Genomic DNA, 11,277 nt, shown 5'->3' on the forward strand with positions numbered 1-11,277 from the left:
GGCGTGCCCTGAGAACAAATCTAGGAGCTGTTTAGTTTGCACACCCTCCAATGCACCGGGCTGGGACGGCGCCTGCTGGCCCTGACCGGACTGCTGGCGGTGCTCTCGCTGGTCTTCGGCGGCAACGCGGCCGCGGCCGCGGCCGCGGCCCAGGCGCCGCAGAGCGCCAGCGGCAAGAGCTACGTCATCGGTACCGACACGACGTTCGCCCCCTTCGAGTTCCGCCAGGGCGGCGAACTGGTCGGCATCGACATGGACCTGCTGCGGGCGATCGCCGAGAACCAGGGTTTCGAAGTGGAAATCCGGTCGCTCGGGTTCGACGCCGCGCTGCAGGCGCTGCAGTCCAACCAGGTGGATGGAGTCATCGCCGGCATGTCCATCACGGACGAGCGCCGGCAGGTCTTCGACTTCTCCGACCCGTACTTCGACTCGGGTGTGCAGATGGCCGTGGCGCAGAGCAACAACGAGATCACCTCTTACGAGGACCTCGCGGGCGAGACGGTCGCGGTCAAGCGCGGCAGCGAGGGTGAAGCCTTCGCCGACTCCATCGCCGAAGAGTACGGTTTCACGGTCAAGCCGCTGGACCAGTCGGCCACCATGTACGACGACGTCAAGGCCGGCAACTCCGTGGCAGTCTTCGACGACTACCCGGTGCTGGCCTACGGCATCGCCCAAAACAACGGGCTGAAGGCCGTCACGGAGAAGGAACGCGGAAGTTCCTACGGCTTCGCGGTCAACAAGGACCAGAACCCCGAACTGATCCAAGCCTTCAACGCCGGCCTGGCCGAGCTCAAGGCCAGCGGCGAATACCAGCAGATCCTGGACAAGTACCTCGCTTCGCCGGAGACTGCCGGGAAGAGCAGCTTCTGGCAGCTGCTGACCGACAGCCTCCCCGCCCTGATGAAGGGCCTGGGGCTCACGCTGTTCGCCACGGCGGTCTCGATCATCATCGCCCTGGTCCTGGGCGTCGCCTTCGGGTTCCTGAAGGTATCCCGCCGGATCGTGCTGCGCGGGATCGCGACCACCTACGTGGGCATCTTCCGCGGCACGCCGTTGCTGGTCCAGGCGTTCTTCTTCTACTTCGGCCTGCCGCAGCTGACCGGGGCGCCGATCGACGTCCTCACCGCCGGCGTGCTGACGCTGAGCCTGAATGCCGGCGCCTACATGACGGAGATCGTCCGCGGCGGCATCCAGTCCGTGGATCCAGGCCAGATGGAAGCCAGCCGCAGCCTGGGCCTGGGCTACGTCAAGTCCATGCAGAAGGTCGTGATCCCGCAGGCGGTCAAGATCATGACCCCCAGCTTCATCAACCAGTTCGTCATCACGCTCAAGGACAGCTCCCTGCTCGCGGTCATCGGTTTCGCCGAACTGACCTACCAGGGCCAGCAGATCTACGCCTCCAACTTCCGTACCGGCGAAACGCTGCTGATCGTGGCGGCGTTGTACTTCGTGGTGATCACCGCGCTGATCAAGCTTTCCAACATCCTGGATAAGAGGTTCAACAAGTGAGCAAGATTCACGTCGCCGGACTCAGAAAAAGCTTTGGCAGCAACGAGGTCCTCAAGGGCCTCGACGTCGAGGTGGCCGAAGGCGAAGTCGTCTGCGTGATCGGGCCGTCCGGCTCGGGCAAGTCGACCTTCCTGCGCTGCCTGAACAAGCTGGAGGACATCAGCGGGGGAACCGTGGTGGTTGACGGTTTCGATCTGACCGACCCGAAGGTCGACCTGGACAAGGTGCGCCAGCACATCGGCATGGTCTTCCAACACTTCAACCTGTTCCCGCACAAGTCCGTGTTGGAGAACATCATGCTGGCCCCGGTGGAGCTCAAAAAGCTCGGCAAGGCCGAAGCACGCAGCAAGGCCCTGGAGCTGCTGGAGAGGGTCGGGCTGTCCGAGAAGGCCGACGCCCGCCCGGCCCAGCTCTCCGGCGGACAGAAGCAGCGCGTGGCCATCGCGCGGGCACTGGCCATGAATCCCGACATCATGCTCTTCGACGAGGCCACCAGCGCCCTGGACCCGGAGATGGTGGGGGAGGTGCTGCAGGTCATCAAGGACCTGGCGGCGGAAGGCATGACCATGGTGGTGGTCACCCACGAGATGGGCTTCGCCCGCGAAGTCTCGGACCGCGTCATCTTCATGGCCGACGGCAACATCGTGGAGGAAGGCAGGCCGGAGGCACTCTTCGGCGCCCCGCAGCAGGCACGTACCCAGGACTTCCTGGCCAAGGTCCTCTGAGGTCCTCCGACCGGCCGACGGCGGTGCCCTCCGATGCGCGGGGGCGCGCCGCCGTCGGGCCCCGCCCTGTAGGTGTGTGGCCGGGAACAGGGCGCCGGGCTAGGCTGAGGCCGGAACCCAACCGAAGGAGGCGCCGGACATGACCGACATCGATGTGCTTGGACGCGAACACCTGGCCGTGGCCGTCGGAGCGCCGCACGGCCGCAGTGCCGCCTTGGTGGCCCAGGACGGTCCGCTGCGCCAGACGGTGTTGGCCTTGAAGGCCGGGGCGGAGCTGGGGGAGCACAACGCCCCGCTGGCCGGCACGCTGCTGGTCCTGGAAGGGGCGGTCACCGTGGTGTCCGCGTCCGGCCGCATGGCCGTCAACCAGAACCAGCTCGCCGTGATCCCGAAGGAGCGGCACTCGGTGGAGGCGTCCGAGGACTCGGTGTTCCTGCTGACAGCCGTCACCGAGACACGCCGGGACAGCTGAACGGCGCCGCCGGGACCCACCGGGACAGTCGAGCATCGCGCCGGGCCTTGCCCGCATGGCGCGTCGCGCGTTACCTACGCAGCGCGCCGCGGATGATCGCCACCACTCCCGCGAACAGCAGCGCGGTGGCCGTCAGCACCAGCGCATAGGCGACTCCGACGCGCAGGATGACCAGAAACACCAGGAAGGTGACGGCAGCGCCGATGAGCGCGGCCCTGACCGGTCGCGGCGTGCGGCCCTGAGGTGCGGGCTCCCCGCTTTCGCCCATGGGCTTCATTTTGCCACGCCTCGAGGTCGCAGCCGAGGGTCTGTCCGGCAGCCGCTCACCGGTGCGTCCCCGATCGGTTGACGGGTGAAATCACCGGGAGCACGGGGTCCACGCAGTAAAGGGGCCCTTCTCAGATGAGCATGGTTGGGGCTGGATGAATCTTCGCGGCGTCTGATGCAATGGGCTGGCGTGGCGTTGGCCTGAACGAATTGGAAGCCGACCTCGTCGCTGGAAGGGAGCGAGCTGAAACAGAGGGGTGGAAAGGCGAGGTCGACGGGCTGGAACTTACCTTGGGACACCTGCGTGATAAACGTGACCGCGCCATCCGGCTGCGGAAGCTAACAACGGCCCCGCCCTGGGCGGCACGGAGGACGTCTGTTTCTACAGGGGCGTGGCATCTAGGCTGCATGGCTTGCACCAGCCATTCATACCCCCACGGGGTATCATGTGGGTCATGGGAACAGCGATTCGAAGAAGCAAGCGTCAGGCACAGGATCACGCGGCGTACTGGGCACGCCCGCAGGCTGGAGTGCTGACCTATGTTGCACTTGGGGATTCGGCGGGGGTGGGCGTCGGCGTCGATGATCCACGTCATGGATATGTCGGCGTTATCGCCGATCGTCTCGCCGAGGCGACCGGTCAACAAGTCCGCACAGTGAATTTGTCGGTCAGCGGGGCTAAGACGGGGGACCTTCTGCTCACTCAGATCCCGAAGTTGTTAGCAATGTCCCCGCCTGATTTCGTCACGTGCATCATTGGGGGGAACGACGTAGCGTGGTCCCCGGCGTTTAGCACCCCTGCCTTTGCGCGGAACATGAGAACCATCGCCGCAAACTTGCCAGTAAGCTCCGTGATGGGGTTTGTGCCTCATTTCATGCATTGGCCATATTCGACTCGAACGCGAAAAGCAAACCAGGCCATCCGGTTAGCCGCTGACGTGAGCGGCCACGCAGTTGCAGACATCTACGCGTCGACGAGGAATCTATCCCTTTCCGAATATATGCGGACATTTGCCGGAGACCGCTTTCACCCCAACGAAGTTGGTCATCGAGTGTGGGCCGACGCGATATGGGAGCAACTTGTTCCTCGCAGCTCACCCCTTTACTGAAGTTGGAGTCAATATTGAGACGCATTGGATACTCCCAGACGCCGCATCGGCCAACGGCCCCGGTTCTGTTTGTGTTTCGACCTCTGAGTGCGACTGTCCCGGAAGCCGTTCGATCACTCCGCTTCCCTGCACGTGCATGCGGACGTCGGTGATGGAGCTGAGGTTTATGAGCGCTCCCGCAAGGCGGTTCGACTCCCCCACTGAGTGCGCCAATACGTTCTGAATCAGCTCCCTCCTCGGGCAACACGGCCGGCGCTAGGCCTCGGGCGAAGGCATCGGGCCTCGCGTTTTCGATTCTGGCGGCTGTGGCGGTTGCCGTCGGAGTCGATGAATTTTCCGGTTTCAGCCGCCATGGTGCTTTTTGGCGCCTGTTGCTGCTAGGCCCGATTGGTGGCGCGATCGTTCAGGCCCAGCTCAACAAGGTGGTCTCGGGCCCGGAGTCGACTGAGCCGATCTTCGCATAGCCGCAACCGGCCAAACACCCGACTCGGCGAGCTTGGTTTAGTTGCATTTGGGGCCAGGTTGTCGTGGTGGGGTGGCCGGCGGCAGTACACCGACTCGCCGCCAACGAACCGTAGACCGCCATGGCGACCACGATCCATTCGGACTGGCCCGCCTCAGCTGCGGTGCGGTGCACCCGACCTGAATCGCACCCAGTGCAACGCCGATGAGCGCGTAGATTGCGTAGGCGATCTTGCGGGTGCTGGGATGAGCGCTGCGTGTAGCGGACGTCGAATTCATGCGGGGAGTCATCTCTCCTGCCATTCATTACCCGGAAGTAGCCGCTGAAAACCGATATCTTCAAGACGCCGATACCGGTTTCGACCGGTCTGACTGTGGAATCAACCGGATGTCGTCCAAATACGGGAGCGAAACTATCGTGACAACCGAATGGGGCGGCCAACCGTGCCGTATACCGACGAGGCCAGGTTCAGGGATGCCAGAGCGACCGTAAAGGACCCGCCTGAAGGTTTCCGCCACCACGACCTGCGGCACTGCTCCGCCTCACTGTTGATCGCCTGCGGGTTCGACGTGGAGGTCGTTCAGCGGTGCCTGTGCCATGCTTCAGCCAAGACGAAGCTGGACACCTACGGGCACATGTTTCCGGACAAAGAAGAGTCCGCACGTGCCGCCGTCACCGAAGTGCTGGCCGCTCGCGCGGACTCCCTGCGGACTAGCCCGCGTTTAACCGCGGAATCTAGCTAGCAGCCGTAGTAGAGCTCGAATTCGTACGGGTTCGGGCGGGCGGCCAGCGGCGCAATTTCCTCTTCGCGCTTGTAGGCGATCCAGGTGTCGATCAGGTCCTGGGTGAAGACACCGCCGGCCTGCAGGAACTCGTTGTCCGCCTCCAGTGCCTCGAGCGCTTCCTCCAGCGAACCCGGAGCCTTCTGAATGTCCTTGGCTTCCTCGGCGGGCAGCTCGTACAGGTCCTTGTCGATCGGGTCGGCCGGCTCGATTCGGTTCTTGATGCCGTCCAGGCCCGCCATCAGCTGCGCGGCGAAGGCCAGGTAGGGGTTGGAGCTGGGGTCCGGAGCGCGGAACTCGATGCGCTTGGCCTTCGGGTTGGAGCCGGTGATCGGGATGCGGATGCCGGCCGACCGGTTGCCCTGCGAGTAGACCATGTTCACCGGGGCCTCGAAGCCCTTGACCAGTCGGCGGTAGGAGTTGACCGTCGGGTTGGTGAACGCCAGCACGGCGGAAGCATGCTTGAGCAGGCCGCCGATGTACCAGCGGGCGGTGTCGGAGAGGCCGGCGTAGCCCTTCTCGTCGTAGAACAGCGGCTGCCCGCCGGTCCAGAGCGACTGGTGGCAGTGCATGCCGGAGCCGTTGTCGCCGAACACGGGCTTGGGCATGAACGTGGCGGACTTGCCCCAGGCGTCGGCGACGTTCTTAACGATGTACTTGAACTTCAGCAAATCGTCGGCCGCGTGCGTCAGCGTGCTGAACTTGTAGTTGATCTCGGCCTGGCCGGCGGCGCCGACCTCGTGGTGGGAGCGCTCGACCTCGAGGCCGACGGCGTCCAGCTCCACGCAGATCGCGTCGCGCAGGTCCGCCTGCTTGTCGGTGGGGGCCACGGGGAAGTAGCCGCCCTTGACCGGGGTCTTGTACCCCTGGTTCCCGCCTTCTTCCCGCTTCCCGGAGTTCCAGTACGCCTCGACCGAGTCCACCCTGTAGAAGGAATGCTCGGGGCTGGACTGGTAGCGGACGTCGTCGAAAATAAAGAATTCGGCTTCCGGGGCGAAGAACGCGGTGTCGGCGATGCCGGTGGAGGCCAGGTACGCCTCGGCGCGCTCGGCCACGCCGCGGGGGTCGCGGTGGTAGGGGTCACCGGTGCGCGGGTTCACGATGGAGAAGTTCAGCGCCAGCGTCTTCTCGACGCGGAACGGATCGATGAAGGCGGTCGAAACATCCGGGATCAGCTGCATGTCGGACTCGGCGATGCCTTGGAAGCCGCGGATCGAGGAGCCGTCGAAGAGTTGGCCGTTCACGAAGAAGTCCGCGTCAACGGTCTTGGCCGGCACGTTGAAGTGCTGCTGGACGCCGGGCAGATCGGTGAAACGGATATCGACGAACTTAACGTCTTCGTCGGCGATGTACTTGAGGACCTCGTCCGCATTCTTGAACATCGGGTCATGCTCCTTACGCATTCTGGGGGAACCTGCCTCCGCTGTACGGGGCCGGCAACAGTTACAACAATAGGAGCAGGGAATTTCCCGACAGTGTCGCAAGTGTTTCGGGCAGGTTACGAAATCGATGTGCACTGCAAGTTTACCGTCAGTGGCCTTCACGCTTTACCGGCGGGAACTCCGGCCGCCCCCGGGGAAACCCCGTTACAGGCGGGACCGGTAAACTTGAGGGGTGGTAAGCAGACGCGATCTTGGTTCCTGGCTTGAAGGCCCCCCGCAGTCCAACATCCAGAAATGGCCCGGGCAGCGGCTCGGGCTCCCGCAATCCGGGCCCGGCTCGATTGCGCGTCCGGGGCGCCGGTTCGTGGCGCTGCTCATTGACTGGCTCCTGTGCTACGCGATCGCGAACGCCTTCCTGGGCGGAAGCCAGCTGGCCATCCTGGGGGTGTTCGCCGTCGAGCAGCTGCTGCTGGTGGGGACGCTCGGCTACAGTTTCGGCCACCGACTGCTTGGCATCCACGTGCGCAAACTCGACGGCTCCGCCCCCGGCTTGCTGGCCGCCGTCGTGCGCACCGTCCTCCTGTGCCTGGTGATTCCGGCGGTTATTTTCGACCCCGACCAGCGAGGCTTCCACGATCGCGCCATGGGCACCGTGCTGGTGCGCCGCTGAGGCAGCCTTCCTCGGTCGTGCCGTGAGCACCACCGTCCTAACGCCCCGCTGAGCCAGCGCCTCACAGCGGCCTCAAGCCTGCTTGGCCCGAAACGTTAAAACCGAAAGGCTGCCGGTGAAACCGGCAGCCTTTCGGTTTTGTCAGGCGGACGCTCAGCGGCCGCGCATGGCCTTGCGGTCCGGGCGGGCCTTGAACGGATCCACGCCCTTGGGGATGGGGAGCTTGTTGCTGCCCAGGGCCGACAGGCGCTTGTCCACGGCGCTGACTTCCTGTTTGGTCAGTTCCTTCTTGAGCTTCTGCACGGTCTTGGCCACCTTGCTCAACTCCACCTGGCCTTCGCCGCGGCCGGTCTCGATCACATGGATCGTGACGTTGGGCAGGATGCGGCGAAGCCTGCGCCGCTCCGACTCGACCAGCTGCCGCACGCGGTGCGAGGGGCCCTCGGTGACCAGCACAATGCCGGGGCGGCCCACGGCGCGGAAGACGGCGTCCTGGGTGCGCGGGTTCACGGCCACCGGCTGGTCCTGCAGGATCCAGCCGCGGCGCAGCACGCTGAGGGCCGCGCCGGAAGCACCGGGCTGGCCCTCGATCTGCGAGAACGCCGCACGTTCGGCGCGCCGCGACAAGATGAAGGTGGCGGCCAGCAGGCCCAGCGGGATGGAGATGATCAGCAGCGTGACCCAGTTGTTGATCAGCAGGCCGATGACCAGGCCGACGGCGACGATGCCGAGGAAGGCCAGCAGCATGAACCAGACAACGTTCGGGTCGTTGCGCCGGGTCATCCGGAAGACCTGGCCGATCTGCTTCAGCCGGCCGGGCTGCTTGTTGGCTTTGGAGGGTTTCCCAGCCTTGGGCTTGCGTGAGAAGAGACCCCGCTTCGGGGCGTCGGAATCGGTGCTATGGGCCATAATGTCCAATTCTATCGTGAGCCAGGAGGCACTCGTGCCGTACGCGGACACGGCAGCGGCCCGGCAGCCGGCAGGCTCCCGGACCGCGGTTCCGGCGGTTCAGCTACCGGGCGGCAATCAGCGTGGCGGCTTCCTGGCGGGTGCTGCCGGACTCGCCGATATGGGCGAGCTGGGGCGGGAGCTCCAAGCCCTTCTTGCGCATCGCGGTGGCCCAGAGGCGGCTGGCCCGGTAGGAGGAGCGCACCAGCGGCCCGCTCATCACGCCCAGGAAGCCGATGTCCTCGGCCTCCTGGCTTAGTTCCACGAATTCCTCCGGCTTCACCCAGCGCTCCACCGGGTGGTGGCGTTCGGTCGGGCGCAGGTACTGCGTGATGGTCACCAGGTCGCAGCCGGCGGCGTGGAGATCGCGCAGCGCCTCGGAAATTTCTTCGCGGGTTTCGCCCATGCCCAGGATCAGGTTGGACTTGGTCACCATGCCCTGGTCGCGGCCCTGCGTGATGACATCCAGCGAACGCTCATAGCGGAAGGCCGGCCGGATGCGCTTGAAGATCCGGGGCACGGTTTCCACGTTGTGCGCGAATACCTCCGGTTTGGCGTCGCAGATGGCCGTGATGTGTTCGGGCTTTCCGGAGAAGTCCGGAATCAGGATTTCGACGCCGGTGCCGGGGTTGAGTTCGTGAATCTTGCGGATGGTCTCGGCGTAGAGCCACACGCCCTCGTCGGCCAGGTCGTCGCGGGCCACGCCGGTGACGGTTGCGTAGCGCAGGTTCATCTGCTGGACCGACTGGGCCACCTTGGTGGGTTCCAGGATGTCGACGGGGGAGGGCTTGCCCGTATGGATCTGGCAAAAGTCGCAGCGGCGCGTGCACTCGGAGCCGCCGATCAGGAACGTCGCCTCGCGGTCTTCCCAGCATTCGAAAATATTGGGGCAGCCTGCCTCTTCGCAGACGGTATGCAGCCCCTCCTTCTTGACCAGGTTCTTCATGCCCACGTACTCGGGGCCCATGTTGACCTTGGCCTTGATCCAGTCCGGCTTGCGCTCAACGGGGGTGGCTGCATTGCGGGCCTCGACGCGCAGCAGGCGGCGTCCTTCAGGGGCGAGCGTCACAACAGGGCTCCTTCGGTCTGGCGGTGGCCAGGGTCGGTGTCGGTGGCCGCGGGGCCGGGGGTGCCGGCCTTGACCAGGGATGTCTCGAACGAGCGGAGTTCTTCCTCCACCCGGTCTGCGATGTCGGCCGGGGCCACGTCCAGCCCGGTCTCGGCCTGGATGGTGGTGGTGCCGGCGTCGGTAATGCCGCAGGCAATGATCTGGCTGTAGGGTGCCAGGTCGTTCCGGCAATTGAGCGCGAAGCCGTGCATGGTTACCCGGCGGTTGACGCGGATGCCGATGGCGGCGATCTTGCGGGCGGGCCCGCGCTCGTCGGCCTCGATCCAGACGCCGGAGCGGCCCTCCATCCTGGTGCCGGCCACGCCGTAATCGGCGAGCACATTAATCAGGACCTGCTCGAGGATGTCAACGTAGTCGGCCACCCGGGTGGGATCCGGGAGGGCCACGATGGGGTAACCCACCAGTTGGCCGGGGCCGTGCCACGTCAGTTTGCCGCCACGGTCGACGCTGACCACGGGGGTGCCGTCCAACGGCCGCTCATGGTCTTCGGTCCGCTTGCCGGCGGTGTAGACGGCGCTGTGCTCCAGCAACAACACGGTGCTGGGCGCCGTGCCCGCCACGACTTCGGCGTGCAGCTTGCGCTGCAGCGCCCAGCCTTCTTCATAATCGACGTAGTTAGGGCCGAAGCCCAGCCGAGAAAACTCAAGAGCCATTCAGCAAGACTACGCTCCGGGGGCCGGGCACTGCTATTTGTGTAACGACTCAAGTGCTGTGGATAACTCCTGCGCCCCGCGGCCAAACGGAGTACAAGTGGTCCATGGAAGATGGGCAGACACCCGGGGCGGCCTCCGTCGGGCAGGAACCGCCGCGGCCGGCGGCGCCGGGGCTGCACGTGCAGCGGTGGCTGGGCAGCGGCGCCTCGGCCTCGGTATGGCTGGTCCGCGACGCGCTGACCCGAACGGAGTATGCACTGAAGGTGCTGTCTGCGCCCACTGTTCCCTCCTCCTCGGACGACGCCGAACGCCCGCGGCCGGGGCCGCGCCCTGCCCGGCACGTATTAGCCGCCGATGAGGGGGAGCCCGCTCCCTGGGCGGTTGCCCCCGAGGGGCAACCGGGGGCCGCGGCCGCTGCCGCCGACCATGAACTATTCCTGTTGGCGGGGGCGCGGCATGAGCACCTGCTGCCCGTCCACGGACAAGTGGCAACCGACCGCGGGCCGGGGCTGCTGCTGGAATATGCTGCCGGCGGCTCGCTCGCGGCGCTCGTCGCCGCCCGCGGCCCGCTGGCCGTGGGCGAGGCCGTGACGATTCTGACTCCGATAGCCCAGGCCTTGGATTACCTGCACGGGACCGGGACCGTGCACGGGGACGTATCGCCCGGCAACGTGCTGTTCACCGCGGTGGGCAAGCCGATGCTGGCCGACCTGGGCGTCGCCCGCGCGCTGGGCAGCGACCGCCCACCGGCGGCGGGCACGCCGGGGTTCGGGGCACCGCGCAGCGGTTCCGGCGGCGGCCGGCTGGATCCCGAGGCGGATAATTATGCGTTGGCAGCCATCGGCTGGTTCGCGCTCACCGGCCGGGTGCCCGGTGCCACCGCGCAGCGGCCGCCACTGGCGGCGTTGGTGCCCGAGGTGCCCGATCCCCTGGTGGCCCTCCTGGAAGACGGACTGGCCGAGAGTGCAGGGGAGCGCCCCTCGGCGGCGGAGTTCGCCCGCCGGGCGATCCGGGCCGCAAAGCCGGAGGCACTGGATTTGACGGCGTCGGCGCATCCTTCCGTTGCCAGCCAGTTGCTGACCCGGCGGCAGGCGGCGGGTAAGGCTGCCGGCCGCCGGGACAGGGGGCCGCTGCCGCCGTTTCCGCGGGCGTCAGCCGGGGCCGGCCG

At 65.9% G+C, this 11,277-nt stretch carries 12 protein-coding genes; 7 read left to right on the forward strand and 5 right to left on the reverse strand.

Going from position 1 to position 11,277, the window contains the following annotated elements; all coding sequences use genetic code 11:
• Positions 1–36: 36 nt before the first annotated feature.
• The 3 genes from AC5RUH_RS13360 to AC5RUH_RS13370 all read left to right on the forward strand — a co-directional run bounded on the left by AC5RUH_RS13360 (position 37) and on the right by AC5RUH_RS13370 (position 2,706).
• Positions 37–1,509, forward strand: a complete 1,473-nt coding sequence (locus AC5RUH_RS13360; protein WP_494128814.1) for an amino acid ABC transporter substrate-binding protein/permease — start codon at positions 37–39, stop codon at positions 1,507–1,509.
• Positions 1,506–2,234 (forward strand): amino acid ABC transporter ATP-binding protein, encoded by a 729-nt coding sequence (locus AC5RUH_RS13365; protein WP_494013817.1) that lies wholly within the window; start codon positions 1,506–1,508, stop codon positions 2,232–2,234. The genes AC5RUH_RS13360 and AC5RUH_RS13365 overlap by 4 nt, the downstream gene beginning before the upstream one ends.
• Positions 2,235–2,373: 139 nt before the next feature.
• The gene (locus AC5RUH_RS13370) at positions 2,374–2,706 is read left to right on the forward strand and encodes a cupin domain-containing protein (RefSeq protein ID WP_494128815.1); all 333 of its coding nucleotides are present in this window, start codon (positions 2,374–2,376) and stop codon (positions 2,704–2,706) included.
• A gap of 70 nt (positions 2,707–2,776) precedes the next feature.
• On the opposite strand, the gene AC5RUH_RS13375 is transcribed toward AC5RUH_RS13370, so the two are convergent.
• Complete coding sequence (locus AC5RUH_RS13375) at positions 2,777–2,983, reverse strand: hypothetical protein (RefSeq protein ID WP_494128816.1); 207 nt, start codon at positions 2,981–2,983, stop codon at positions 2,777–2,779.
• A gap of 445 nt (positions 2,984–3,428) precedes the next feature.
• On the opposite strand from AC5RUH_RS13375, the gene AC5RUH_RS13380 reads away from it, so the two are divergent.
• Positions 3,429–4,082 carry an SGNH/GDSL hydrolase family protein gene (locus AC5RUH_RS13380; RefSeq protein WP_494128817.1) on the forward strand — a complete coding sequence of 218 codons (654 nt, stop codon included), beginning with the start codon at positions 3,429–3,431 and terminating at the stop codon, positions 4,080–4,082.
• Positions 4,083–4,973: 891 nt separating this feature from the next.
• A complete protein-coding gene (locus tag AC5RUH_RS13385; RefSeq protein WP_494128818.1) occupies positions 4,974–5,288 on the forward strand; it encodes a tyrosine-type recombinase/integrase in 315 nt (104 codons plus the stop codon).
• On the opposite strand, the gene glnA is transcribed toward AC5RUH_RS13385, so the two are convergent.
• Positions 5,285–6,709, reverse strand: coding sequence for a type I glutamate--ammonia ligase (gene glnA, locus AC5RUH_RS13390; protein WP_493967363.1), 1,425 nt, complete (start codon positions 6,707–6,709; stop codon positions 5,285–5,287). The genes AC5RUH_RS13385 and glnA overlap by 4 nt on opposite strands.
• A gap of 232 nt (positions 6,710–6,941) precedes the next feature.
• Here glnA and AC5RUH_RS13395 point away from each other — a divergent pair, with 232 nt between their 5' ends.
• Positions 6,942–7,379 (forward strand): RDD family protein, encoded by a 438-nt coding sequence (locus AC5RUH_RS13395; protein ID WP_493999487.1) that lies wholly within the window; start codon positions 6,942–6,944, stop codon positions 7,377–7,379.
• Positions 7,380–7,532: 153 nt separating this feature from the next.
• Here AC5RUH_RS13395 and AC5RUH_RS13400 read toward each other — a convergent pair whose 3' ends face one another.
• The 3 genes from AC5RUH_RS13400 to lipB all read right to left on the reverse strand — a co-directional run bounded on the left by AC5RUH_RS13400 (position 7,533) and on the right by lipB (position 10,109).
• Positions 7,533–8,288, reverse strand: coding sequence for a DUF4191 domain-containing protein (locus AC5RUH_RS13400; RefSeq protein ID WP_493978004.1), 756 nt, complete (start codon positions 8,286–8,288; stop codon positions 7,533–7,535).
• Positions 8,289–8,391: 103 nt separating this feature from the next.
• On the reverse strand, positions 8,392–9,396 hold the full coding sequence (lipA, locus tag AC5RUH_RS13405) for a lipoyl synthase (protein WP_494013821.1): 1,005 nt from the start codon (positions 9,394–9,396) through the stop codon (positions 8,392–8,394).
• The gene (lipB, locus tag AC5RUH_RS13410; protein ID WP_494128819.1) at positions 9,393–10,109 is read right to left on the reverse strand and encodes a lipoyl(octanoyl) transferase LipB; all 717 of its coding nucleotides are present in this window, start codon (positions 10,107–10,109) and stop codon (positions 9,393–9,395) included. The genes lipA and lipB overlap by 4 nt, the downstream gene beginning before the upstream one ends.
• A 104-nt stretch (positions 10,110–10,213) precedes the next feature.
• Between lipB and AC5RUH_RS13415 the strand changes: the two genes are divergently transcribed.
• A partial coding sequence (locus AC5RUH_RS13415) for a serine/threonine-protein kinase (RefSeq protein WP_494128820.1) occupies positions 10,214–11,277 on the forward strand: 1,064 nt, incomplete at its 3' end.

It is taken from the genome of Arthrobacter sp. Y3223166 (genome assembly GCF_059090935.1).

Coding starts and splice junctions, on each gene's coding strand:
- AC5RUH_RS13370 (WP_494128815.1), top strand. CDS start 2,374: ATGACCGACATCGATGTGCTTGGACGCGAACACCTGGCCGTGGCCGTC.
- AC5RUH_RS13400 (WP_493978004.1), bottom strand. CDS start 8,288: ATGGCCCATAGCACCGATTCCGACGCCCCGAAGCGGGGTCTCTTCTCA.
- lipB (WP_494128819.1), bottom strand. CDS start 10,109: ATGGCTCTTGAGTTTTCTCGGCTGGGCTTCGGCCCTAACTACGTCGAT.
- AC5RUH_RS13375 (WP_494128816.1), bottom strand. CDS start 2,983: ATGAAGCCCATGGGCGAAAGCGGGGAGCCCGCACCTCAGGGCCGCACG.
- AC5RUH_RS13380 (WP_494128817.1), top strand. CDS start 3,429: ATGGGAACAGCGATTCGAAGAAGCAAGCGTCAGGCACAGGATCACGCG.
- AC5RUH_RS13385 (WP_494128818.1), top strand. CDS start 4,974: ATGGGGCGGCCAACCGTGCCGTATACCGACGAGGCCAGGTTCAGGGAT.
- glnA (WP_493967363.1), bottom strand. CDS start 6,709: ATGTTCAAGAATGCGGACGAGGTCCTCAAGTACATCGCCGACGAAGAC.